Raw genomic sequence first — 23953 nt, 5'->3', positions numbered from 1 at the left:
CCGCAGGCGCCGGGTGGCAGGGCGCAGACCATAGACGCCGGGTGGCTGGGCGGCGGGCGACGGCCGGAACCGGTGGCTTGCGCCGGTCGTGCCGATCGGCCGGGAGATCGCGCAGCGTGCCCGCCGGGCAGCCTTGGCGGCCCCGGCTGTCTCGGCGACCCGGTCGGTGCGGGCGTGCGGTCCGGGCGGCGGGCGACTCGGCCTCGGCCGACGGCGCGCGCCGGGCCGTAGCCTGGGGACGTGCCCGCCGCCTCGCGCATGACCGATGCCGCCCTCGCGTGGCTGGACAGCCTCGACGACGCCCAGCGGGCCGACGCCGTGCTGCCGTGGCCGTCGAACCCCGAACGCCTGCGCTGGCACTACACGCCCGTCGACCACGGCGGGCTGCACCTCGGCCGGATGCGTCCGCGGCAGCAGAGCCTGGCCCACCAGTTGCTCGCCACCGGTCTGTCCCGCGCCGGGTACGTCACCGCCGCGACGGTGATCGGGCTGGAGAACATCCTCGACCACCTCGAGGAGTGGCGGGTGACCTGGGATCGCGAGCGCGGCCGCGACCCGGAACTGTACTGGATGCGCGTCTTCGGCGACCCGGCGTCCGCCGGGCCGTGGTCCTGGCGGTTCGGCGGTCACCACCTCTCCGTCCACCACGTCGTCGCGGACGGAGAGGTGCGGGCGAGCTCGCCGTGCTTCCTCGGGGCCGACCCGGCGCAGGCGCCGCTGCTCGGCGGGCATCTGCTCCGGCCGCTCGGCGCGGCCGAGGACCTGGCCCGCGACCTGGTGCGGTCGCTGGACGCGGCGCAGCGGGCCGTCGTGGTGCTCAGCCCGCACGCGCCGAACGACATCCTCAGCGGGGAGCAGCCCCGCGCGCTGGTCCCGGTCGAGGGGCTCCCGGCCGCGGAGCTCGATCCCGGGCAGCGCGAGCAGCTCCGCGCGCTGCTGGACGTGTTCCTCGGGCGCATCCCCGAGGAGCTGGCCGCCCGCGAGACGGCGAGGTTCGCGGGCGACCGCCTGCTCGAGGTGCGCTTCGCCTGGGCCGGGGGCCTGGAGCGCGGCGAGCCGCACTACTACCGTCTGCAGGGCCCGCGGCTGCTGGCCGAGTACGACAACTCCCAGCGCGACGCCAACCACATCCACACGGTCTGGCGCGACCCGGAGAACGACTTCGGCGAAGACGCCCTCGCCCACCACCGAGCCCTTTTCCACTAGTCCGGCCCCGCCCCCATTGCCCGGGCCGTTCGCGGAGACTTCCGCTCCCCCGCTCCCCCAGTGCGCCCTCGTGGACTCGGAGGACCAGCGGCGCCCACCGATGAGCCAGGCCAGGCCAGACCAGACGACCTACCTGGGCAGGGTCATGATCTCGGCGCCGTCCTCGGTGATCGCGATCGTGTGCTCGCTGTGCGCGGTCCGGCAGCCGGTCGCGCTCCGGAGCGTCCAGCCGTCGTCGTCGGTGACGAGTTCGTTCGTGTCGGCCATCACCCAGGGCTCCAGCGCGAGCAGCAGCCCCGGGCGCAGCTTGTAGCCGCGCCCGGGCCGTCCGGTGTTCGAGACGTGTGGGTCCTGATGCATGGTCGACCCCACGCCGTGGCCACCGAACTCGGTGTTGATCGTGTAGCCGGCACCGCTCAGGACCGTGCCGATCGCGTACGAGAGGTCGCCGATCTTGGCGCCCGGCCCGGCCGCGGCTATGCCGGCCGTCAACGCGCGTTCGGTGGCGCTGATCAGCGCACCGTCGTGCGGGGACGTCGCCTCACCGACCACGAAGCTGATCGCCGAGTCGGCCACCACGCCGTCGAGCGAGACGGCGAGATCGAGCGAGAGCAGGTCGCCGTCGGCGAGCGCGTAGTCGAACGGCAGGCCGTGCAGCACCGCGTCGTTGACCGACGTGCAGATGTAGTGCCCGAACGGACCCCGCCCGAACGACGGGGCGTAGTCGACGTAGCAGGACTCGGCGCCGGCCTCTTCGATCAGGGCCTTGGTCCACTGGTCGATCTCCAGCAGGTTCGTGCCCACCGCGGACCGGCTCTTCATCGACTGCAGAATGCCGGCCACCAGCGCACCCACCGCCCTGGCCTTGGGCAGGTCGCTGAGGTTCAGGATCTCGATCATGCGGCGCCTTACTCGCGGAACCAATAACTATCCCGGCCATAGTATCCCGGTATTAGAATCCGACCATGGTCCGGTTGCCGCTCACTCCCGAAGAGGTCGAACGCGGTCAGCGCCTCGGCGTGCTGCTGCGGCGCGCCCGGGGCGAGAGATCGATGCTCCACACCGCGCTCGACGCGGGCGTCTCCCCCGAGACGCTCCGCAAGATCGAGTCCGGCCGCGTCGCCACCCCGGCCTTCCCCACGATCGCGGCGATCGCCGACGTCGTCGGCCTCTCGCTCGACGCGCTCTGGGCCGAGATCAACCGGTCCGACGGTGAGCGGCTGGCGTCCTGATGCCCGAGCTCGGGGTGCCTGAGCTCGGGGCCTACCTGCAGCTCGCCGTCGAGCGCGTCACCGACTGGATGGACGAGTTCGGCCCCTACCAGCCGCACCCGTCGCTCGACGTCTCCGCGGAGCGGATGACGCGCGCGACCGACGAGCTCCACGCGCGTCTGCGCGACAACTACCCGTTCTTCCATCCGCGCTACGTCGGCCAGATGTTGAAGCCGCCGCATCCGGCGGCGGTCGTCGGCTACGTCAGCGCGATGCTGATCAACCCCAACAACCATGCACTGGACGGTGGGCCCGCGACCGCCGCGATGGAGAAGGACGTCGTGGCCCGGCTCGCCGCGATGTTCGGTTTCGACCCCCACATCGGGCACCTGACCAGCAGCGGGACGATCGCGAACCTGGAAGCGCTGTTCGTCGCGCGCGAGACCCACCCGGGCCGGGCGATCGCGTACAGCGCCGATGCCCACTACACCCACGCGCGGATGTGCCATCTGCTCGGCGTCCGGACGGTCGCGGTTGCGACGACCGCCGACGGGTGCCTCGACCTCGACGCGCTGGAGCGGGAGCTGAAGACCGGGCGCATCGGCACGGTCGTGGCGACCACCGGCACGACCGGGCTCGGCGCGATCGACGCCGTCCACGAGATCGTCCCGCTGTGCCGGCGGTACGGCGCCCGGGTCCACGTCGACGCGGCGTACGGCGGGTTCTTCCGCCTGATCGCCGACGACGCTGCCGACGGAGTGGCCGCGGCGCCGTTCCGGGCCATCGCCGACGCCGATTCCGTCGTGGTCGACCCGCACAAGCACGGCCTGCAGCCCTACGGGTGCGGCGCCGTCCTGTTCCGCGACCCGGCCGCCAGCCGGCACTACCTGCACGACTCGCCGTACACGTACTTCACGTCGGACGAGCTGCACCTGGGTGAGATCTCGCTGGAGTGCTCGCGCGCCGGTGCCGCGGCGGCGGCCCTCTGGCTGACGCTGGAGCTGCTGCCGCTGACCCCCGACGGGCTCGGCGCGGCGCTCCGGCCGGGGCGGCGTGCGGCCCTGGCCTGGGCCGACCTCATCGAGAGCAGCGACGGGCTCGCGCTCTACCAGCGCCCGGAGCTCGACATCCTGACGTACTTCCCGGCCCGCGAGACGCTGAGCGCCATCGACGCGGCCAGCGCCCGGGTACTCGACGACGGGATGCGGCTACCTCCCGGCCAGGCGCTTTTCGTCGCCACGTACACGGCTGACGCGGCGGCGTTCGCGGCCAGGGGCCACTGGGCGGCGCCGGACGTACCGGCGGCTCGCCTGCTGCGTAGCGTCCTCATGAAGCCTGAGACGGAGGGGTGGGTGCACGACCTGCACCGGCAGGTGCTCAGCCTGTGCGGCGCAGCACCGACACGACCTTCCCCAGGATGACGGCGTGGTCGCCGTCGAGGTCGGCGTAGGCCGCGTTCCTCGGCTCGAGGATCACGTGGCCGCCGCGGCGGCGGAAGACCTTGACCGTGGCCTCGTCGTCGATCATCGCCGCGACGATGTCGCCGTTGCAGGCCTCCGGCTGCTGTTTGACGACGACGATGTCGCCGTCGCAGATCGCGGCGTCGACCATCGAGTCGCCGCGGACGCGCAAGCCGAACAGCGTGCCCTTGCCGACCAGCTCGCGCGGCAGGGGCAGCACCTCGTCCGACGTCTCCTGGGCCGGGATCGGCGTGCCGGCGGCGATGTCGCCGAGGACCGGGACCCCGATCGTGCCCGCCGTCTCCGGCCGGCTCTCCACCGTCGGTTCCAGAAACATCCGGACGTCGACCGGGCGGGTGGCCCGGCCGCGGCGCAGGAACCCGAGGTCTTCCAGCCGGCGCAGGTGCCGGGAGACGGTGGACGTCGAGGCCAGGCCGAGCGCGTCGGCGATCTCGCGGGTCGACGGCGAATAGCCGCGGCGCAGCGCGGACTTCTGGATCACCCCGAGGATCTGACGCTGCCGCTCGCTCAGCATCGACGTGTCGAAGTCCTCATGCACGCCTGCAGTGTGCCAGAACGCTCAGCTCGGTCCGCATCCCGACGATGGGTTGGTGACGCCGGTGAGCAGGAGCGGGCATGGACAGAACGCGTCTGATCGTGGGCGCGCCGTTGCTTGCCGTGCCGTTCCTCGCGCTTCCCTACCTCGACCGAAGCCACTTCTCGACGCTCGAGATGCTGACGTTCGCGGTCGCGGACTCGATCGGGCTGGTCGGTCTGCTGGTCGGAATCGTGCGCTACCGGCCCCGCTACCTGGCCCCGTGGCTGTGCGTCGCCGCGGTCGGCGTGACGCAGGTGACCGGGGACCTCCTGATCACGGTCGGCGGGATGATCGACGCCGCCGGCGTGCTGTTCCTCCCCCGGTATCCGTTGTTCGCGCTGGCGTTGCTGCTCTGGGGCCGGCGGCGACATCCGGGCCGGGACGCCGCCACCTGGATCGACCTGGCCGTCGTCGCGGTCGCGCTGGGTCTGCTGTCCTGGGTGTTCCTGATCTCGCCGCAGCTCGCGGGCAGCGAATTGCGCGGCTGGACGGCCGGGACGACGATCGGCTATCCGGTGATCCAGCTGGTGCTGATCTCGCTCGGGCTGCGGATCTGGGTCGGCGCCCGCGACCGCACCCCGGCGCTCTCCCTCCTCGGTGCGACGCTCGTCGTCTACCTGGCCGCCGACATTCTCTACTCGGTGTTCACGGTGGCCGGGCAGGCGCAGGTGTCCGACCTCTGGAACCTGGTGTTCCTGATCCCGGGCCCGCTGACCGCCGCCGCGGCCCTGCATCCGTCGATGGCCCGGCTGAGCGAGCGGGTGCCGGAGAACCCCCGCTCGGTGTCGGGGCTGCGGCTGTTCGTGCTGGCCGTGGTCGCGGCGGTGCCACCGGGGGTGCTGCTCGTGCAGTACGGGCGCGGTGCGGACCTGCACGTGCCGTCGACCGTCGCCGCCTGCACGGTGCTGACGTCACTGGTGCTGGCGCGGATGTGGCTGCTGGTCATCGAGCAGCGGCGCATCGCGGTGACCGACGGGCTGACCGGGCTGCGCACCCGCCGCCGCTTCGAGGAGGAGCTGACCACGCAGTGCGACCGCTCCCGCAGCGTCGGGGTGATGCTTCTGGACGTCGACCACTTCAAGCAGGTCAACGACGTCTACGGGCACCAGGCCGGTGACGCCGTCCTGAGCGAGCTGGCGAACCGGCTCGCGACCTCCGTCCGGGCCGGTGACCTGGTCGCGCGCTACGGCGGGGAGGAGTTCGCGGTGCTGATGGGAGCCACCGACCTGGCGACCGCGACCGCGATCGCCGAGCGCACCCGTTCCGCGGTGGCCGATCGTCCGTTCGTCGTCGAGGGCGGGTTCGAGTTGCCGGTCACGATCTCGATCGGGATCGCGATCTGGGACGCCGGCCCCGGTGCGGACGCGCCGACCGATCTGCTGCGCGAGGCCGACCGGCGGCTCTACAAGGCCAAGGCCGATGGCCGGAATCTCGTGGTCAGCGCTTAGGGTCGCCCGATGGACACGTTCGTCGGGGACTACGGCTACCTGGGTCTCTGCGTGCTGGTGCTGGTCGAGGGGTTCGGGGTGCCGGCGCCGGGGCAGACCGCGGTCGTGCTGGCGGCCGGGCTGGCCGGCAGTGGTCAGCTGAGCGTCACGCTGGTCGTGCTGGTGGCGTTCGCGGCCGCGGTGGCCGGCGACAGCATCGGGTACTGGATCGGCCGGTCCGGTGGGCGGCCGCTGGTGCTGCGGTACGGGAGGTACGTGCGGCTGACCGAGCCGCGGTTCCGGCGGGTCGAGCGGTTCATGGCCCGGCGCGGGCCGTTCGTGGTGACGATTTCCCGCTTCGTCGACGGGTTGCGGCAGCTCAACGGGGTGGTAGCCGGGGCCACCGAGATGCCGTGGCGGCAGTTCGCCGGGTTCAAGGTGCTGGGGGCGGCGCTCTGGGCGGCCGTGTGGACGGCCGCGGGTTTCCTGGTCGGGAACCATCTCCCGGCGCTCGAGGCGACGCTGCACCGGTACCAGTGGTGGGCCGCCGGTGTGGTGGTGACGGCCGGGGTGGGGTGGCTGGTGCTGCACCGGCGGCGACGGCGGCTAAGCCGGTAGCGCGCTGCGCTCGCCGCCGTTGGCGACCACGACGGTTCCGTTGATGTAGCTGCTGCGGTCGTCGACGAGGAACAGCACGACCTCGGCGATCTCGTCCGGCTCGCCCACCCGGTTGCGGACGTTGACCTGCCCCAGCAGGCCGAGCATCGCCTCGGTGCCGGAAGTGTGTACCGGGCCGGGCGACACGCCGTTGACCCGCACGCCGGCGGCGCCGAACTCGGTGGCCCAGGATCGGGTGAGCAGCTCCACCGCGGCTTTCGACGCTCCGTAGGCCGCGCCGATCGGCGCGACCATGGTGGCCGCGGTCGAACTGATGTTGACGATCGACCCGTGCCCGCGCGTGGCCATGTCCGGCGCCAGCGCGCCGACCAGCAGAAATGGCGCTCGGGTATTGATCGCGACGTGCCGGTCGAAGCTCTGCGCGGTGGTGTCGGGCGTGCTGGTGAACTCGTAGATCCCGGCGTTGTTCACCAGGATGTCCACCTCGCCGGCGTCGGCCGCGAGCTGCACGACCTCGTCGGCATCGGTGAGGTCGGCGGTGAGGAAGCGCGCGGTGCCGCCGTGGCGCTCGATCTCGGCCACCACGTCGGCGCCCCGCTCGGGGTCGCGCCCGTGCACGACGACGTCGGCGCCGCGCGCCGCCAGACGGAGCGCGACCGCGCGGCCGATACCAGCGGTGGCGCCGGTCACCAAGGCGGTGCGGCCTGCGAGTTCGGACATCGGAACACCTCTTTCTGGGTTGGTCTCCCCAATTTGTAGCGGCGCTTTTTGGGTTGCGCAACCCATTCCGGTAGGGTCGAGGCATGAGCGAGCAGCGGCTGACCCGGAAGGGGCAGGCAACCAGGGAGCGCATCCTGCAGGCCGCGACCGACCTCATCGCGCGGAGGGGCGTCGCCGGAACCGGCACGGAGGACGTGCGCAAGGCGGCCGGCGTCAGCGGCTCGCAGCTCTACCACTACTTCGACAGCAAGCAGGCGCTGATCCGGGCCGTCATCACCCGTCAGGCCGACGCGGCTCCGGTGCCCGACCAGCCGATGATGGGGTCCCTCGACAGCTTCGAGGCTCTCCGGGCCTGGGCCGACGCGGCGATCGAGCGCCAGGCGCAGAACGACGGGCAGGGCGAATGCACGCTCGGATCGCTCGCCGGTGAGCTCAGCGCCTCCGACGAGCAGTCGCGCGAGGACCTCAGCAACGGTTTTCTGCGCTGGCAGGGGCTGCTCGAAGACAGCCTGCTGGCGATGCGCGACCGCGGCGAACTGCGCGCCGACGCCGACCTCGGCGAACTGTCGCTCGCGCTCCTCGCCGCTCTGCAGGGAGGAGCCGTGCTCGGCCAGACGCTGCGGGACACCGCACCGATGAGGGCCGCACTGAACGCGGCCCTCGCGTACGTCCGGTCGTTCGGCCCGGCCTGATCGACGGCCGGAAAAACGTTCGCCCCGCGGGTGGTCTCGCGAGGACGATGCGACGATGCCAGGCACGCCGGAGGGATTCACCTACCGTGTCCGCAAGAACGGAGACGTGGAACTGCTCCATCACGGGCGCCCTGCCGCCGTGCTCCGGGGCGCCGCCGCCGCCCGCTTCCGGACCGACGTCGACCGCGAGGACGCCCAGGAGCTGATGGCCCGCCTCACCGGCAACTACAAGCACGGAAACGAGCGGGCCGCGAGGAACCACCCCCGGAACCGGCGCCCCGGGGGTTCATCGGCCTAGGTGCATGAAGGCGGCCCAGGCGACGACGTGGTCGCGCTGGCGGTTGCGGGCGCTGCGGGCGAGGGCCTTCGGCAGATCCTCCGGCGCCGCCCGCCCCGGCGACAGCATCCACAGTTGCGCCTCCCGCAACGCCTCGGCCGGCCCGAGTCGCTCCCGGCGCAAGTAGTGGTGCGTCATGTAGACGAGCAACGACGTCGCCCCGTCCGGCACCTCCCACAGCGACCCGAACACCGTCCGCGCTCCCGACACCAGGAACGCGGTCGCGAGGCTGAACGCCTCGTCGTAGGCGCCGGTCGGCACGACCGTCGTGCACGCCGACAGCGTCACGACCCCGACCGGCGCGACGTCCTGCGCCTCGAGAATGGCCCGCGCGGTGAGCGTCGCCCCGCCGGCCAGCGACAGGTAGGACGCGTCCCCTCCGCCCTGACCCGTCACCGCGTGACAGCTCAGGTGCAACGCCGCGCGACCCGACGTCCCGTTCCGAAGCCATTCGAGGACGCGTTCCGGGGCGGCGTCCTCATCGAGTAGCGCCGCACGCGGGTAGAACGCCTCTCGCACCTCGTGCGCCTCGATGCCGGCCCGGGCCAGGTCACCGGTCGGGTTCGCGATGACCAGCCCGCCCTGGTCGTCGGCGAGCGTCGCGCGCCAGGTCGTGCCGCACAGCAGCCGGGCCGAGACCGCGTAGCTCAGGATCGCCCGCTCCACCGCGTAGTCGCCGCCGGGTGAGCGCGCCGCGTGCCACGGAACGGTCGCCAGCGGCCCGCTCGGGATCAGCACCAGCCGCGGCGTCCCGCCGATCGCGTCGAGCAGCGGACCCATCGCCGCTGACCAGGCCCAGCCGGACAGATCCGCCGGGTCGTCCACGGCCGGTGGCTGAGTCAGCAACGGCAACCGCAGCCCGAAGGTGGGCTCGGTCCGCGGCACCACGACCGCCGTTCCCGGCCCGATCAGATCCTGAGGCACGAGATACACGAGCGCGTCCGCGCCGAGCGTGGCGAGCGCGGCCCGGATCTCGTCCAGGCTCGGCGACGACAGCAGACCTCCGGGGGCAACGCCGTCGATCGAGTCGACGCCGGCCAGCCGGGTGAGCACCTGATACCGCAGGTCAGAGGCCACGTCGGTCGGCGTACCGCCGACCGCCTCCCACTCGGCCGCGAGCTCCTCGGCGCCCTGCGCCCGCAGGCGGTCGGGAACCGAGGTGCGGACCGCGGCCGAGTGCAGCAGCAGGCCCCGCCCGGCGTCGAGGATCTCGACCGCGCCGTCGGTGTCGTCGACCTCCAGGAACGCCCGCGCGATCTCGATCGCGTCGTCGGCCGCGCTGGTGCTCGCCGCGGTGGCGTTGTCCGCGCCCGACTGCAACAGGACGCTCCAGCCGTGCCCGGCCAGCCCGCGCCGGCCCCACGTCCGCGCCTCGTCGGACCGGCCCGCGGCGCGGTACACCTTGAACAGGCCCAGACAGAACGACGCCCAGGACGAGTGCGCCGCGCTCCCGGCGAGCTCCACGGCCTTCTCGAACGCTGCGGTGCACTCGGCCAGCGTCGGCTGGTCGGGCCGCCGGGCATACAGCGACATGAGCGTCGTGCCGAGATGACCGTGGTAGTCGGCGAGCTGCGGGCTGCCCGGCTCCAGCCGCTCGACCGCGTCGCGCGTGAGCGAGACGGCCTCGCGGATCGCGGCCAGGTCGTCGCGGGCCACCCCGTCGGCATAGCGCGCCCGCGCCCGGGCGAGCAACTGCATGGCCCGGAGCTGAGGACGCACGCCGGCGCCGAGCAGATCGGAGCGGTCGGCCGCCACGCGCAACGTCGACGCCGCGCCGCCTCCCGGCCGGTGGATCGCCAGCAGCCCGTCGAGCATCTGCATCAGGCCCTGCGAATGCGCCAGGCCGGGCGTGTCGGCCGGCAACCGGTTGAGCAGCGGCCTCAGCTCGTCGTAGAGCCGGATCGCTTCCGCCGTGTCCCCCCGCTGGGCGGCGGCGAGCGCCTGCGCCATCAGCGTCATGATCCGGGCCGCGCCGGGTTCGGGGCCGTCCGCGAACGTGGCCGGATCGTCGAAGAATTCGCCGGTCAGATCGGCGACACCGAACTCCCGGCGATCACTCGCCCGCTTCATCGCGATCATGTGCCGCAGCCGCCGGATCGTCGGCACGAACTGGTTGCCGGGCGGGATCGGCGCCATCAATCGGTCGATCTCGGCGAGCGCCGCCGTCGCCTCGTGCCGGGGGTCTTCGGTCAGCGCTCCGGCGGCCAGCGCCATCGCGCGCAGCCCGGCCTTGGAATGCTTGTCGTACGGGTCCTCGCCCGAATTGTCGAGCACCTCCTGCAGCCGGGCGACGTCGACCGCGTGGCCGTTCATCGCGCCGTTGACCTGCCGGGGAATCGACCAGAGCGTGAGCGCGTAGTCCACTTGCTCGAGCCGGACGATCGCGTGCAGATCGTCCAGCGCCCCGGCCAGGTCCGACACGTCCGACGATCGCTCGTAGCGGAGCAGACGGCACACGGACCGGGCCGCGAGATCCTCGGCGGCCAACGGCGGATCGGTGCGCTCGAGCGACTCGAGCACTCGCGCGAGGTCGACGTCGGATAACCGAGTGAGCCCCTCGATCAGTCTGATGCTGTCGTTCGTCTGCATGCTTCGGCCCCCGAGAATTGCCGCCCCACCCCGTGGTCACGGTATCGCGGAGAGGCGGGTGCCCGGAGTCCACTGTTGACCGCCGATCGGTGGCCTATTTCGGCACCCCGATCCCTCCGCACGCCCGACGCGGGCCGGGCCGGGCCGGGCCGGGCCGGGCCGCCCGTGTATAGCAGGCGTGTAGGGCCTGGCGCGAGAGTGCAGCCCTTCCACCGTGGAGGTGCGCCGATGGTGCTCGAGGCGGCCGCGCTGAAGCCATCGTCCGTGGGCCGCTCCGGCGCGGGCCCTACCGTTCCGCGTCTGCGGCTCGGGGTAACGGGGCTCGTGGCCCTGGTGATGGCGCTCGCCGCGCTGACCTCGGTCGCCGGATGCGCCTCGGCCGAGCCGTCGGCCTCGCCGGGCGAACTCTTCCAGGAGTACCTGCAAGCGAGCGAGGTACGCCACGACAGACTCCCGCGGGCCGGTGATTCGAGCGCGGACCGGCTGGCCAACTTCCTGTCGATGGGCACTCCCGACCAGCTGGCCGGTGCGCTGATGCGGACCTACGACTGCGGCGAAGGCGACTCGTCGAGTGCTACCGCGCCGAACCCGTGCGACCTGAGCGGCCCGGTCGGCCGGGCCGCGACGGGCTTCGCCGGCGCCGGAGCGAAGCCCCTGGGCCGCTCCCTTCTGGTCAAGCACGACGACGGCACGCTCGAACTGGTCACGGTGTACGTCGTGCGGAAGGCCGGCGGCGCGGCCCGGCTGATCGACCAGAACGGTGACACGTACACGGATCTGGAGGACTTCCGCTCCCGCAACGACGTGCTCGACCACGACGACACCGTGCTGACGCTGCGGGACGTCACCTCCGTGCCCGGCGCAGGTGACCTCGTCGTCGTCAGCGGGCACACGGCGGCAGTGTGGCCGTGGTGGCTGGCCGGAGGAGTCGCCGCGCTCGTGCTCGCCGGCGCGGTGAGCGTCGTCGTCCGGCGCCGCCGGGCCGCGCGGTACCCGGATCCGCTGCTGACCCCGCTCGTGTTCCGCGATCCGCTCGAGAGCGAGCAGGACGGAATCGTCTGAGCACGGCGGATCGCCGGCCGTGTGGGCCGGTCCTCGGTGGGTAGTCGGCGTCAGCCACCCCACGAGCGGAGGACACCCCCATGGCCCGGACCGGCGACGCGCACCAGGGCGACACCGACAGCGGGCGGGGCTCGCCCTCCGACGGCGAGCCCGAACTCGACGACGCGTTCGACCGGCTGGTGTCCGAGGGCGAGATCCGCCTGCACCGTCCCTGGCCGACGCTGATCGTCACCGGCCTGCTCGGCGGCATCGACGTCGGCACCGGTGTGCTCGCGTATCTGCTCGTCGAGCACTACACCGGCTCGACGCTGCTGGCGGGCGCCGCCTTCAGCATCGGGTTCGTCGCGCTCCTACTGGCCCGCAGCGAGCTGTTCACCGAGAACTTCCTGGTGCCGGTGACCGCCGTGGTCGGCCGCCACGGTTCCCTCCGGGCGCTGGCCCGGCTGTGGGTCGTGACGCTGGCCGGGAACCTGGTCGGCGGGTTCCTCGTGGCTTGGCTGATCGTCCGGGCTTTTCCGAGCCTGCGCCCCACCGCCCTCACGGCCGGCGAGCACTACGCCGCGCTGGGCGTCACGCTCACCTCGTTCGCGCTCGCGGTCCTCGCCGGCATGGTGATCACTCTGATGACGCGGATGCAGCACGCGACCGACAGCATCGGCGTCCAGCTCGTCCCCGCTCTGCTCTTCGGCGCGCTGCTCGCCGGAGGACAGCTGTTCCACTGCGTCCTCGACTCGATTCTGATGTTCGCCGCGCTGCACACGGGCCGGGCCCCGTTCGGGTACCTGGACTGGCTGGGCGCGCTCGGATGGTCCGCGCTGGGCAACCTCGTCGGCGGCGTCGGTCTGGTCGCGTTCCTCCGGCTGGCCCGGGTGCCGGGCCGCGTCGCCGACGAACGCGCGAAGGCGTCCTGAGCCGGACCACGTCCGCGGCCCCACCGTCAAGAGATCCGTGTACGGACTTCTTCGTATTGAGCGGGCCACGGCCGGCCGAGAGGCTGACGGCGTCAGTACCTCGCGGCACGGCCGAGTAGGAGACGCAGTGGCAGACGAAACGATCCAGGGCCGGCTCGACGTGGAACATCCGGGAGCGGCGACGCCCTTCACCGTGCTGACCGTCAACACGGAGACGTTCTCGACCATCGCCAACGTACTCCAGAGCAATTTCATCGTCGCCAAGGACATTCAGGCCGCGCCGCCCAATGGCGTGACGGTGTTCAGCGTCCGCGGCGACGGCCGGATAGGTGCGCGATCGCTGGCGATCGAGAATCCCGGCGGCGCCAGTCATTTCGACCTGGTGGAGCTCAACGCGGGCACGTTCGGCACCGTGCAGAACTCGCAGCAGAGCCACTTCTTCGCCGCCCGGGACATCGGCGCCGCGCCTCCCGCCGGAAAGCTGATGTTCAGCGTCCGCGGTGACGGCCTGGTCAGCAGCGCGGCGGGCTTCCAGTTCCCGGACGGGTCGGTCCAACGCACGGCTCAGGCTCAGGGGCCGCGAGGACCCCAGGGCCCCCAAGGACCGCAGGGACCCGCCGGCGCGTTGCCTCCGACCGTCCTCGTCTTCACGGACACCACCGGTGGGGGCCAGGTCCGCACCCTGGCCGCGGACGGCCATCCGCTGACGGCGATGGGCCCCAACAGCGCCGCGCCCCGGGCCGGAATCGTTGCCGTCACCGATCAGGCGAACGTGATCAAAGGCGCCCTCGGCGTCGACCCGTCCGGAAGCAGCTTCGTCGCTGCCGACGTGAAGAACTTCCGCCTGGAACACCCCGCCGACGCGGACGTCGACATCGTCTACGCGTGCGTCGAAGGCCCCGAGGCGGCCGCCTACGTGCGCGGCACCGCCGATCTCGTCGGCGGACGCGCGACGGTGCGGCTCCCGGAGCATTTCACCCATGTCGTCGCCGAAGCCGGGCTCACGGTTCAGGTCACCCCCTGGTCCGCCGATTCGCGCGGGCTCGCCGTGACCAGCAGATCCCCCGCCGAACTCACGGTCGAGGAAATCGGTGGCGGTAGCGGGAGCTACCGATTCGACTGGACGGTCGTCGGGGTCCGGGCCGGCCACGCCGATTACCAGGTCCTGCGGCCGCGCTCCGAGCGACCGGCCTTCCCCGCGTAGCCGATCCGGGCCCGCGTCCGCGCCGAGCCGTCGCGGCCGGTCACCGTCCGAGTCGCGGGTGGGCCCGGCCGGTCACCACCGGCAGGTCCAGGAACGTCACGAAGCCAGGAGCCGCCGCGCACACGTACGGAATCGAGTTCACGCAGTGCGCCGCCGTCGCCACCACCCCGGGATTGCGCCGCAACCCCGACTCCACGTCGGACGACGTCCACCCGCTGATCACGACGCTGCAGCCGGGATCCCCGTGCACCTCCACCTCGTAACGCTCCCCGGCCGGACCGAACGTCCAGGGCGGGTCGAGGTTCTCGTCGCCCATGAACCAGTTCACCGCGACCCGCACGACCTTGTCGGAACCCACGAACGCCTCCCAGGCGAACCGCTGCGCCGCGACCTCGCCGGGCCTGATCGTCCCCGCCGGCCCTTCGATCGGCCCGGTCGCGACCGCGATCTCGTGACTCCGCCGGATCTCGGTCTCCGCGAAACCGAGTCCGTCCAGGCACATCTGCACCGACTGCTCGAACCCGCCGCTGAGCAGCTTGAGCAGCGACCCGGACCGGGCTTCCTCCGGACTCCCGCCGAACCCCATGAAGTACCGCACGACGTCCGGAGCGCCGTAGGTGCGGATGTCGGAGTACTCCTCACCGCGCACGAACGTCACCGCGGACGAGAGCCCGGCGAAGAACAGCGGGTGATGGTCGGTGACCCCGCCGGGATCGATGCCGGTGCCGTGCAAGCTGACCCCGCCCTCGATCGCGGCCGCCGCCAGCGCCGGGTCCTTCGTCCAGAACCACCCGACCGGCGTGACGACGTTCTTCCCCGACCGCAGGATCGCCGCGACCTCGTCCGCGTTCGGCAGCAGCGGCGCGTAGAGCACGCAGTCGGCGTCCGTCGCCAGGATCTCGGCGACGTCGTTCGTGGCCGTCACGCCCAGCGGCGCCGGCATCCCGGCGAGTTCCCCCGCGTCCAGACCGGATTTCTCCGGGCCGTGCACCCAGCAGCCGACCAGCTCCAGATCGGGATGCCGGACGACGTGCTCGATCGCCGCACGGCCGACGCCACCGGTTGCCCACTGGATCACACGAGAGGTCATGGCCTCGATTGTGGACTCACGGGTGCCCGGCCGGCCGGTAGATCAGCTCATGCCGCCATCAGGCTGCGTCGAGCGCGAGGCTGCCGTGCGACCGCAGCGGCACCGGCAGGTTCCGCATCCGCTTTCCTGGTGCTGCGAAGCCGACCGGCCGGTTACGACACCGCGCTCGCGGAATCCGCCGCGATGCCCCGGGCGAGCAGGTCGTCGACCGCCTCGTCGCTCAGGCCGGACTCCCGCAGCAGCGCCCGGGTGTGCTGCCCCAGCGCCGGTACGTCCCCCATCGGCGCCTCGACGTCCGCGAACGTCGCCGGCGGCAGCAGCGCTTCCACCGCGGCGTGCTCGGTGCCGACCGTCCGCCAGCGGCCACGCTCGCGCAACTGCGGGTGCGTCACCACGTCGGCCAGCTCCCGGACCTCCGCCGCCGGGACCCCGGCCGCCGCCAGCCGGTCGTCCAGGTCCGCGGTCGACCACCGCCGCGTCTGCTCCGCGACCGCCGCGTCGCACTCGGCCCGATGCGCCACCCGGTCGACGTTCGTCACGAACCGCGGATCGCCGGCCAGTTCCGGCACCCCGAGCACCCGGGTCACGAGCGCGCGCCACCCGGAGTCGTTCTGCACCCCGATCAGGATCTGCCCGTCCTTCGTCGGGTACGCGTCGTACGGTGCGATCGCCGGGTGGCTCAGCCCCATCCGCGCCGGCTGCGCCCCGGTGTACAGCGACGTGTACAGCGGATACCCCATCCACTCGACCGTCGCTTCCAGCATCGACACGTCCACGGTGGCGCCTTCGCCTGTCCGCGCCCGCCGGACCAGCGCCGCCAGCACCGACTGCGCGCAGTACATGCCGGCCGCGATGTCGGACGTCGGGATCCCGGTCTTGACCGCTGTCTGCGCCGTTCCGGTGATCGACACCAGGCCGGCCTCGGCCTGCACCAGCATGTCGTACGCCTTCCGCTGCTCGAACGGCCCTCCGGTCCCGTAGCCCGACAGGCTGACCGCGATCAGCTCCGGCCGCTCCGCCCGCAGCTCGGCCGCGCCGAGCCCCAGGCGCGCGGCCGCGCCGGGCGCGAGGTTCTGCACGAACACATCGGCTTTCCCGACCAATGTGCGGACGAGGGACAAGCCCTCGTTCGTCTTGAGGTCCACCGCGAGCGACTCCTTGCCCCGGTTGAGCCAGACGAAATGCGCCCCGGTGCCGTGCACGACGTGGTCGTACTCCCGGGCGAAGTCACCGCGCCCGATCCGTTCGACTTTGATCACCCGGGCCCCGAGGTCGGCCAGGTTGCGGGTGGCCATCGGAGCCGCCACCGCCTGCTCCAGTGCGACGACCGTGACGCCGTCCAGGGGTTGGTTCATCCTCCGATGATCTACGACCCCGGGTTGCGCCTGCCGCGCTGAGTGGCGCGATCGACGTCCGCTACTCGGCCCAGGACGGGGCGCGTCGCCGACCGATGAGGTTTTCGCGTCGGGGCCGTCCGTATCTACGCGATCGATACACGAAAGGCTGGCACGATGCGGAAACTGATCTTCGGCATGAACGTGACCCTGGACGGCTACACCGCCGCGACCGGCGGCGAACTCGGCTGGAGTGGCGGGGACGGACCGGACTCGCCGCCGAGCGACGAGCTGTTCCAGTGGTGGTCCGACCGGGTGGCGGCGACGGACCTGGCGCTGTACGGGCGCAAGCTGTGGGAGGCGATGAGTGCCCACTGGCCGACCGCCGATCAGCAGCCCGGTGCCACCCCGGCGGAGATCGAGTACGCCCGCCGCTGGCGGGCCATGCCGAAGGCGGTGTTCTCGTCCACGATCAGCACGGTCGACGGGAACGCTCGCCTGGTGACCGGCGACGCGGTCACCGAGATCACCCGGCTCAAGGCCGACGACGGCGGCCCCATGGACATCGGCGGCGCCACGCTCGCCGCAGCGGCGATGCGAGCCGGGTTGATCGACGAGTACGTGCTGGTCACCGTGCCGGTCTTGGTGGGCGGCGGCACGCCGTTCTTCACGGCCCTGGACAGCTGGGTGAACCTGACCCTGGTAGAGACCCGGACATTTCCCGGCGGCGTGGTGCTGACCCGGTACGAAACCCGGCGATGAGCGCGGGCCCCCGTGGCGCCGGACCGGTCGGCGAGAGGGCCGGCCCGGTCACAGCGTCGTGGGCAGGCCCAGCCAGGGTTTGCCGGTCACGTCGAATCCGGTGAGCTCGGCGATCGTCCCGTCGACGACGTGCAGGACCGCGAGGTTCAGCAACCGGTACGCCGGGTCGTCGGCGGTGCGGCGGTACAGCGCGGCGGCGGGCATGCGGTTGACCGTCGTGGCGAGGCAGCGCCAGTCGTCGTAGCCGCGCCGGAAGAGCCCACCGGCGACCCAGCCGTCGACCGCGTCGGCGGCCCCCGTGGTCACGGTGCCCGGATCGGGCAGCATCGCGAAGCGCAGGTCGTCGCGCAGCAGGGACGTCAGCCCGACGAGGTCGTTGCGCTCGTGGGCGTCGATGTACGACTTCAGCACGCCGCGCTCGTCCTCCGACAACTCGTGGGTGGCGGGGCTGCGCCAGTCGAGGCGACGATCGGGCAACTGCTCGCGCATCGTCACGCGCGCCCGCTGCAGTGCGCTGGTCACCGATGCGACGCTCAGCTCGAGAGCGTCGGCCGCCGTCGACGCCGGCCAGCCGAGGACGTCGCGCACGATGAACACCGCCCGTTGCCGCGGCGGCAGGTGCTGGACGGCGACGACGAACGCCAGCTCGATCGTCTCCCGCGCCACCACCGCTTCCTGCGGGTCTTCCGGCAGCATCCGGTCGGGGTAGGGCTGCAGGTACGGCAGCTCGGCGCCGGGGTCCGGCAGCCCGGACGGCACAGGTGTCCGGTCGTTGCGTTTCGCCAGGAAGTCGAGGCAGGCGTTCGTCGCGATCCGGTACAGCCAGGTCCGCAGCGCCGCGTCGCCCCGGAACGACTCCCGCTTGTGCCACGCTCGCAGGAACGTCTCCTGGGTCATGTCCCGGGCGTCCTCGTAGTTCGCGAGCATCCGGTAGCAGTGGACCTGCAGTTCACGCCGGTGGTGCTCGGTGACGTGCGCGAACCCGACCGTGTCGCCCGAGTGGGCCGCCGCGAGGAACGCGGCTTCGTCGGCGTCCGGCAGTCTGGCGTCGGTCATGGTCGTCGATCCTTCCACCGGTGCGAGAGGGCTCTCAGAATTGACGACGCGGCGGAGGGTTTCTGATCGGTGCGGCCACCCGGCGCGAGAAGCCGACGACCGCCCCGCCGTTCCCGGGACCGCTACTCGGGCGGCAGGGCGTAGGCCCGGTCGCTCGCCAGCGCGACGATCGCCGGGAGCACCGCGAGCGCGAGCAGACCGCCGACCAGGGCCAGCACCGGGAAACTCGCGGCCGCGACCACCACCCCGGACGCGAGTCCACCGACCGCACCGGCGATCGCGATCGAGACGTCGACCGTGCCTTGGACCTTCGCGCGGGACGCGAGCGGGACGGCGTCGGTGAGCAACGCGGTGCCCGACACCAGACCGAAGTTCCAGCCGAGGCCGAGCAGGGCGAGCGCGACGGCGAGCAGCACGACGGAGTCGACCGGCGCGAACGCGGCGAGCGTGCCCGCGGCGAGCAGCGTGAAGCCGGACGCGGCCGCGACCGGTACGCCGCCGTAGCGGTCGACGAGCCAGCCGGTCACCGGCGACGGCAGGTACATCGCACCGACGTGGATCGCGATGACGAGCCCGGCAGCGGCGGTGCCGTGGCCGTGGTCGTGCATGTGGATCGGGGTCATCGTCATGATCGCGACCATCACGACCTGGGTGAGGATCATCGTGAGCGCGCCGAGCGCGAGACCGTGACGAGGTCCGCCGGTCGACGTGTCCGGGGCCGGCTGACGGAGGTCCAGCTCCCGGGCCACCAGCAGCGGGTCGGGACGCAGGCCGACGAACAGCCCGAGCGCGGCGAGCGCGTAGGCGGCCCCGGCCAGCAGGAACGGCCCGGCCAGCGCCGGCAGGCCGAGCGCGACCGCGAGGTCTCCGGTGGGCGCGGCCAGGTTCGGGCCGACCACGCCGCCGAACGTGGTGGCGACCAGCACGGTGGAGACGGCCCGGGCCCGGTGTGCGGGCGCGGCGAGGTCGGCTCCGGCGTACCGGGCCTGCAAGTTCGTCGCGGTGCCGGCGCCGTAGACGAACAGGGCGGCGAACAGCAGCACCGGGAGCCCGGCGACCGCGGCGACGATCACCCCGGCGCTGCCGACGGCACCGGCCAGGTAACCGGCGGCGAGGCCGGGGCGGCGTCCGCGGGTCTGCGAGATGCGTCCCACGGCGACGGCGGCCAGCGCGGAGCCGGCCGTGAACAGCGCAGTCGGGAGGCCGGCGAGGTCGGTGGACCCGAGCATGTCCTGCGCGAGCAGGGCACCGACCGTGATGCCCGCCGCCAGGCCCGCACCGCTGAGAACCTGGGATCCGACGAGGACGGCGAGCGTGCGCCGCTGGACGTCCGGCGTCATCGAAGGGCGCCTGCCTCGCCCGCGGCGATCGCGCCGATCCGGGCGTGGACGCGTTCGGCCACCGTGTCGCGGAGGTCCTTCCACAGGTCGTCGGTGTGGGCGCGCGCCCGGTCGTACTCCCGCAACAATGCTGCTACCTGGGACATCCCGCCAAGTTACGCGGTGACCGCGGGTTCCGGCTCGGCCACCGGGGCCGGGCGTCCGGCGGCCCGGAAGACCACGGAGATCTCGCCGGCCAGGAGCGTGAGCCACACGGCGCCGTTCGTCCCGCCGAGCAGCCAGTCCTCGCTCATGATCGTCGGGATCACGGCGAGCGCGCCGATCGTCCACCAGGCCGGAGGCAGCGCGGCGTCCGAGCGGCGGCGCAGCGCGTGCCAGAGCATCAGCAGCACTCCGAACACGAACGCGAGCGCGCCGAGCACTCCCCCGCGGCGGAACGCGCCGACGGCCGCGTTGTCGGTGTTGAGCTGCGCCCGCGGCCCGTCGGCCGGTAGCCCGTCGTCGAGCCGGGTGACGACCGCGCGGGACGTCCGGGCGTCACCGAACAGCTTCTCGGCGAGGCCGGCGTTTTCCCAGTCGACCCAGACCTGCCGCCAGGTGTCGGTCCGGCCACTGGTCGCGGCCGACACCGCGCTGGTCGGGGGCTTGGCCGAGTCCTCGAAGCGGTTGCGGGTCAGGTTCCCCGACGCCTGCGACCAGACGACGACCAGCCCGATGACCAGGAACGGCGTCAGCACCGCGAGCCACTTGCGCCGGTACTCGGGCAGGTCGGGACGCAGGCGCCAGAGCGTCAGCAGCCCGTGCAGGCAGGCGGCACCGAACGCGAAGACCAGCCCGGTTCGTGAGTTGCTCAGCCCGAGCAGCGCGCCCGCCAGGACCAGCACGGAGAGGCGTTGCCAGAGCGCGAACGCGCGGTCGGGCGCGATCCGGATCGCGGAGACCACCGCGAGGCCGGCCAGCGCGTTCGGCTGGTAGTAGACGCCCAGACCGCCCCAGAAGCGGTCGCGCATGAGCTGGGCGGAACCGCTGCCGGGCGGGACCTGCCGCACCGAGTCGAACAGCGAACCGGAACCGGCCAGCATCAGCACCGCGATCGCGACGAGCACCGCGGCCGCGATGCCGACGCTCGGGTCGCGGCCGGACGTCCGCACCAGGGCGATCAGCACGAGCGCGGCGAGCACGAAGATTCCCGCGTAGGCGATCCGCTGGATGCCCACGGTCCAATGTCCGACCAGCAGCGCGCCGATCACGCCGAGCGGCCAGTACGCGATGCCGGTCCAGGCCGCGCCGGCCCGCACCAGGTCTCTCGACCCGGAGACCCACGGCCGGCTCCAGAGCACGAACAGCACCCCGCCGATCGCGAGCACGCCCCAGATCACGATCGGTCTGCCGGTCGACGTCCAGGTGAGGATGCCGGCCGCGACGAACGTGCCGCCGACGGCCGCGCCGCGCGCCGTCGAGCCCGGGAGCGAGAGCGCCAGGTAGCCGACTCCGACCGCGATCGCCGCGGCCACGGCCGCTTCGAGCGCTTCGGTGACGCTCTCCACGCGGACGTACTCCACGACGGCGGCGGCCACGACGAGGATCACGGCCCCGATCCGGGCCCCGAGCAGACGGTTCATCGGGCGGTGGCCCGCTCTTCCGCCGCCGGGGATTCCGGTTCCGGCAGGGGTTTGCCGATCGCACGGTCGCGGAGGACCCGCCGGACCCCGGCCGGCAGCAGCCATACCTGAAAATACGTGACGAAGTCGATCACTCCGGGCCTTCCGTGCCGTATCGCCTCACCGAGCAGGCCGAAGAACACCCGTGGGCTCCGGCTCGTGGCGGCCATCGACGCGACGACGCTCATCGCCAGCGCGGCGTACGCGCGGGGCGTCACCCGCTGACGGGTGTCCTTGAGCCACTCGATCGACTGCCGCCACGGAGCCTCGGAACTGACGCGCCGCCGGTTCTCGTCCGCATACCAGACGACCAGCGGTTGATCGGCGTACACCAGACCGCTGTCGGGAAGCTCCAGGCAGCGCAGCGCCCAATCGAGCTCCTGGGCCCTCCGCACGCCGGGGGTGAACGGAACCGTCAGCAGTAACGACGTCGGCGCCATGATCGTCGACGTCTGGATGAAGCCCTCGCCGTGGAAGAGCCCTCGGCGGACCGTCAGGTACTCGCTCGGCGGCTCGGCCTCGCGGGGCAGCCGGCGCGGCAGCACCGTGTCGGCGCGCGGGGTCCGCAGGTACAGGCGGCAGGCGACGACCGGCAGTGCGTACGGCGAGTCCTCGGCCGCGCGCAGCTGCAGCTCCAGCTTCGCGGGAAGCCACTCGTCGTCGTCGTCGAGGAACGCGGTCCAGGCGCCGGCGGCCTTCCGCGCACCGGCGTTGCGGGCGTTCTGGGCGCCGCCCGGCTCCTCCAGCTCGACCACCGTCAACCGGGCGTCCTCGACCGGGGCGAGCGCCTCGCGGGTCGCGGGGTCGGGGCCGTCGACGACGACCAGAACCTCGAGGTCCCGCAGGGTCTGTGCCAACGCGCTTCGAACCGCTCGCAGAACGAGGCCGGGCCGGTTGCGGGTAGGGATGACGACACTTACCTGGGGACTACGCACGACGCCCAATCTCGATCGAGCCGGAGAGCTGGCGGTAACTCCGCCACCGTCGTGAATCAAGGGGTCGGAATCGCCACGCGGAGATGGGCAGCAGGTGAACAGCAGCGGGACTCTGCGATGCCCGCTAGCGCGAATTCGCCGCCCGCGGCAGCGTCAGGTGGTCGGCCAGCGGTGACCGAAGCGTCACGGGTGGACGACCCCGTCGAGCAGAGCGGCCTCGTCCCTCAGCCGCGCGGCCGCCTCCGGGTTCGTCGCGTCCAGGGCCTCGGCCGTCACGCGCCGATCGGCCGCCGCCATGACCGCCGTGATCGCCGCGACCGCCGCGGACGAATCGTCGGCGTAGAAGCGGAACGCGCTCGCCTCGGCCGGCGCCCCCAGCACCCGCACGAACCGCACCGGCGTGCTCAGCTCGACCAGCACCGTGGTCTCCCCCGCCACCGCGACGCAGGCCACGCCGTCGTCGTCCGGTGCACCGAACTTGCTCCCGACGTACTTGCGCTGGGCCCGCACCGCCGCGATCGATCCGGCCGGGATCCGCACGTCCAGCAGCGCGCCGTACCGCAGCCGCAACGAGCCGCCCGCCACCACGTGCGGCCGCACCACGCACGACGCGTGCAGCGCGATCACGAAGTACACGCCCCACACGTCGAGCACCAGCGTCACCGCGTGCACGATCGGCCACGGAATGATCAGCGCCAGCACCACGGTCTCGACGACCGACGCGAACAGCAACCCGAACAGGATCGCGGTCTGCCCCGCGGCGTAGGCCACCGTCGTCTCCCCCGGCCGCGCGCCGTGCGGGCCCCGGCGCGTCACCCACCGGACGAAACTCGTCCCGAGCGTGACCTCGTGCACGAGCAGCCTGCGCGCCGCCGCCGGGATCCTCCTCATGACTGCGCCTCCCTGATCAGGCGCAGCGCCCGCCGCACCGCCGCCACCTGGGCCGGAGCGAAGTCCGCGAAGAACACCCGGGCGAACCCGTCGTCGATCGCGGCCACGTCCAGGTCCGGCGCGATGCCCATCGACTCCAGCACGTCCGGCGGCATCGACTCCGCGATCGCCACCGCGGCCTCCTCCACCCGCGGGTCCTCCGGTTGCGCCGACGCCAGCGCGTCGAGCAGCCCGTAGACCTCGTACGCCCGGCCCACCGCGTCCGGCGACGCGCTCAGCGTCCGCATCAGCCCGGCCGACCACTCCCGGTGACCGGCCGGAGCACTCGTCTCCAGCAGCGCGAGCAGCTCGCGTTCCTTCACCGCCATCGCCGGCTCCGGCCCGGGCAACCGGGCCGCGGCCCGCGCCATCTCCTCGAACACGGCGGCGAGCTCCGGTGAGACCGGCGCCTGAGCCGACAGGCCGCCGGCCGACGACAGCAGCTGGGCCAGCCGCGCCCGTCGCTGCCGGATCGCCTCCGCCTGCCGCGCGAGGTCGCTGTCCAGCTCTTCGAGCACTTCGACGAGGTCCCGCCCGGCGTCCTCGGCCAGCACGTCACGCACCTCGTCGAGGCTCAGCCCCAGCTCGGACAGGCGCCGGATCCGGGCCAGCTCGACCGCATCGCGCAGCGAGTACTCGCGGTAGCCGTTCGGCTGCCGCGCGGGCTCCGGAAGCAGCCGGATGCGGTGGTAGTGCCGGACGGCGCGGGTCGTGATGCCGACCAGGCTCGCGAGTTCTCCGATTCGCATGACACCAGTAGAAACGTTGACGCTGCGACAAGGTCAATGCTTTGTCCGCCACCTCGACTAT

The 23953-nt window shown here is 72.5% G+C and carries 24 protein-coding genes; 11 read left to right on the top strand and 13 right to left on the bottom strand.

The genetic code is table 11. The annotated features are described in order from the left end of the window. Nucleotides 1-258 precede the first annotated feature (258 nt). Nucleotides 259-1206 (top strand): DUF3500 domain-containing protein, encoded by a 948-nt coding sequence (locus ACIBZJ_RS00425; RefSeq protein WP_395925964.1) that lies wholly within the window; start codon nucleotides 259-261, stop codon nucleotides 1204-1206. A 129-nt stretch (nucleotides 1207-1335) separates the two neighbouring features. Here ACIBZJ_RS00425 and map read toward each other — a convergent pair whose 3' ends face one another. Next, nucleotides 1336-2106: a type I methionyl aminopeptidase gene (gene map / locus ACIBZJ_RS00420; protein ID WP_395923857.1), complete on the bottom strand. Its 771-nt coding sequence runs from the start codon at nucleotides 2104-2106 to the stop codon at nucleotides 1336-1338. Nucleotides 2107-2171: 65 nt separating this feature from the next. Between map and ACIBZJ_RS00415 the strand changes: the two genes are divergently transcribed. After that, a complete protein-coding gene (locus ACIBZJ_RS00415; RefSeq protein WP_395923855.1) occupies nucleotides 2172-2438 on the top strand; it encodes a helix-turn-helix transcriptional regulator in 267 nt (88 codons plus the stop codon). Next, on the top strand, nucleotides 2438-3838 hold the full coding sequence (locus ACIBZJ_RS00410) for a pyridoxal phosphate-dependent decarboxylase family protein (RefSeq protein WP_395923853.1): 1401 nt from the start codon (nucleotides 2438-2440) through the stop codon (nucleotides 3836-3838). Before ACIBZJ_RS00415 ends, ACIBZJ_RS00410 begins: the two co-directional genes overlap by 1 nt. On the opposite strand, the gene lexA is transcribed toward ACIBZJ_RS00410, so the two are convergent. Continuing rightward, on the bottom strand, nucleotides 3795-4412 hold the full coding sequence (gene lexA / locus ACIBZJ_RS00405) for a transcriptional repressor LexA (protein WP_395925962.1): 618 nt from the start codon (nucleotides 4410-4412) through the stop codon (nucleotides 3795-3797). The genes ACIBZJ_RS00410 and lexA overlap by 44 nt on opposite strands. Before the next feature lie 101 nt (nucleotides 4413-4513). Between lexA and ACIBZJ_RS00400 the strand changes: the two genes are divergently transcribed. Beyond that, the gene (locus tag ACIBZJ_RS00400) at nucleotides 4514-5923 is read left to right on the top strand and encodes a diguanylate cyclase (RefSeq protein WP_395923851.1); all 1410 of its coding nucleotides are present in this window, start codon (nucleotides 4514-4516) and stop codon (nucleotides 5921-5923) included. 9 nt (nucleotides 5924-5932) lie between these two features. Continuing rightward, complete coding sequence (locus tag ACIBZJ_RS00395) at nucleotides 5933-6520, top strand: DedA family protein (RefSeq protein WP_395923849.1); 588 nt, start codon at nucleotides 5933-5935, stop codon at nucleotides 6518-6520. Here the strand turns inward: ACIBZJ_RS00395 and ACIBZJ_RS00390 are convergent. Next, complete coding sequence (locus tag ACIBZJ_RS00390) at nucleotides 6509-7240, bottom strand: SDR family NAD(P)-dependent oxidoreductase (RefSeq protein ID WP_395923847.1); 732 nt, start codon at nucleotides 7238-7240, stop codon at nucleotides 6509-6511. The two genes, ACIBZJ_RS00395 and ACIBZJ_RS00390, sit on opposite strands and share 12 nt — an antisense overlap. An 83-nt stretch (nucleotides 7241-7323) precedes the next feature. Between ACIBZJ_RS00390 and ACIBZJ_RS00385 the strand changes: the two genes are divergently transcribed. Then, nucleotides 7324-7932: a TetR/AcrR family transcriptional regulator gene (locus ACIBZJ_RS00385; protein ID WP_395923845.1), complete on the top strand. Its 609-nt coding sequence runs from the start codon at nucleotides 7324-7326 to the stop codon at nucleotides 7930-7932. 55 nt (nucleotides 7933-7987) lie between these two features. Continuing rightward, nucleotides 7988-8230, top strand: coding sequence for a hypothetical protein (locus ACIBZJ_RS00380; RefSeq protein WP_395923843.1), 243 nt, complete (start codon nucleotides 7988-7990; stop codon nucleotides 8228-8230). On the opposite strand, the gene ACIBZJ_RS00375 is transcribed toward ACIBZJ_RS00380, so the two are convergent. Then, nucleotides 8219-10858, bottom strand: coding sequence for a CHAT domain-containing protein (locus ACIBZJ_RS00375; RefSeq protein WP_395923841.1), 2640 nt, complete (start codon nucleotides 10856-10858; stop codon nucleotides 8219-8221). The two genes, ACIBZJ_RS00380 and ACIBZJ_RS00375, sit on opposite strands and share 12 nt — an antisense overlap. Before the next feature lie 228 nt (nucleotides 10859-11086). Between ACIBZJ_RS00375 and ACIBZJ_RS00370 the strand changes: the two genes are divergently transcribed. From ACIBZJ_RS00370 to ACIBZJ_RS00360, 3 genes are all read left to right on the top strand, one after another. Beyond that, on the top strand, nucleotides 11087-11920 hold the full coding sequence (locus tag ACIBZJ_RS00370) for a hypothetical protein (RefSeq protein WP_395923840.1): 834 nt from the start codon (nucleotides 11087-11089) through the stop codon (nucleotides 11918-11920). A gap of 80 nt (nucleotides 11921-12000) precedes the next feature. Beyond that, nucleotides 12001-12831, top strand: a complete 831-nt coding sequence (locus ACIBZJ_RS00365) for a formate/nitrite transporter family protein (protein ID WP_395923838.1) — start codon at nucleotides 12001-12003, stop codon at nucleotides 12829-12831. A gap of 127 nt (nucleotides 12832-12958) precedes the next feature. Next, on the top strand, nucleotides 12959-14035 hold the full coding sequence (locus tag ACIBZJ_RS00360) for a hypothetical protein (RefSeq protein WP_395923836.1): 1077 nt from the start codon (nucleotides 12959-12961) through the stop codon (nucleotides 14033-14035). A 40-nt stretch (nucleotides 14036-14075) separates the two neighbouring features. Here the strand turns inward: ACIBZJ_RS00360 and ACIBZJ_RS00355 are convergent, their stop codons facing one another. Together ACIBZJ_RS00355 and ACIBZJ_RS00350 are read right to left on the bottom strand one after the other, a co-directional pair. Continuing rightward, on the bottom strand, nucleotides 14076-15125 hold the full coding sequence (locus ACIBZJ_RS00355) for a dihydrodipicolinate reductase (RefSeq protein ID WP_395923834.1): 1050 nt from the start codon (nucleotides 15123-15125) through the stop codon (nucleotides 14076-14078). Nucleotides 15126-15277: 152 nt separating this feature from the next. After that, nucleotides 15278-16480: a CaiB/BaiF CoA transferase family protein gene (locus ACIBZJ_RS00350; protein WP_395923832.1), complete on the bottom strand. Its 1203-nt coding sequence runs from the start codon at nucleotides 16478-16480 to the stop codon at nucleotides 15278-15280. Nucleotides 16481-16636: 156 nt separating this feature from the next. Here ACIBZJ_RS00350 and ACIBZJ_RS00345 point away from each other — a divergent pair, with 156 nt between their 5' ends. Continuing rightward, nucleotides 16637-17221 (top strand): dihydrofolate reductase family protein, encoded by a 585-nt coding sequence (locus ACIBZJ_RS00345; protein WP_395923830.1) that lies wholly within the window; start codon nucleotides 16637-16639, stop codon nucleotides 17219-17221. A 48-nt stretch (nucleotides 17222-17269) separates the two neighbouring features. On the opposite strand, the gene ACIBZJ_RS00340 is transcribed toward ACIBZJ_RS00345, so the two are convergent. The 7 genes from ACIBZJ_RS00340 to ACIBZJ_RS00310 all read right to left on the bottom strand — a co-directional run bounded on the left by ACIBZJ_RS00340 (nucleotide 17270) and on the right by ACIBZJ_RS00310 (nucleotide 23892). Beyond that, nucleotides 17270-18277, bottom strand: coding sequence for an RNA polymerase subunit sigma-70 (locus tag ACIBZJ_RS00340; RefSeq protein ID WP_395923828.1), 1008 nt, complete (start codon nucleotides 18275-18277; stop codon nucleotides 17270-17272). Nucleotides 18278-18399: 122 nt separating this feature from the next. Further along, a complete protein-coding gene (locus tag ACIBZJ_RS00335; RefSeq protein WP_395923826.1) occupies nucleotides 18400-19617 on the bottom strand; it encodes an MFS transporter in 1218 nt (405 codons plus the stop codon). Beyond that, entirely contained in the window at nucleotides 19614-19763 is a 150-nt protein-coding gene (locus ACIBZJ_RS00330) for a hypothetical protein (protein ID WP_395923824.1), read from the bottom strand. The genes ACIBZJ_RS00335 and ACIBZJ_RS00330 overlap by 4 nt, the downstream gene beginning before the upstream one ends. Before the next feature lie 9 nt (nucleotides 19764-19772). Beyond that, nucleotides 19773-21239 carry an O-antigen ligase family protein gene (locus ACIBZJ_RS00325; RefSeq protein ID WP_395923822.1) on the bottom strand — a complete coding sequence of 489 codons (1467 nt, stop codon included), beginning with the start codon at nucleotides 21237-21239 and terminating at the stop codon, nucleotides 19773-19775. After that, nucleotides 21236-22213 (bottom strand): glycosyltransferase family 2 protein, encoded by a 978-nt coding sequence (locus ACIBZJ_RS00320; RefSeq protein ID WP_395923820.1) that lies wholly within the window; start codon nucleotides 22211-22213, stop codon nucleotides 21236-21238. The genes ACIBZJ_RS00325 and ACIBZJ_RS00320 overlap by 4 nt, the downstream gene beginning before the upstream one ends. A gap of 183 nt (nucleotides 22214-22396) precedes the next feature. Further along, nucleotides 22397-23104 carry a hypothetical protein gene (locus ACIBZJ_RS00315; RefSeq protein ID WP_395923818.1) on the bottom strand — a complete coding sequence of 236 codons (708 nt, stop codon included), beginning with the start codon at nucleotides 23102-23104 and terminating at the stop codon, nucleotides 22397-22399. Continuing rightward, a complete protein-coding gene (locus tag ACIBZJ_RS00310; protein ID WP_395923816.1) occupies nucleotides 23101-23892 on the bottom strand; it encodes a MerR family transcriptional regulator in 792 nt (263 codons plus the stop codon). Before ACIBZJ_RS00310 ends, ACIBZJ_RS00315 begins: the two co-directional genes overlap by 4 nt. Nucleotides 23893-23953 lie beyond the last annotated feature (61 nt).

Origin of the sequence: Cryptosporangium sp. NPDC051539, assembly GCF_044454545.1 — a bacterium.
Classification (GTDB): Bacteria; Actinomycetota; Actinomycetes; order Mycobacteriales; family Cryptosporangiaceae; genus Cryptosporangium.
This window is presented reverse-complemented; position numbering and strand designations above follow the sequence as displayed.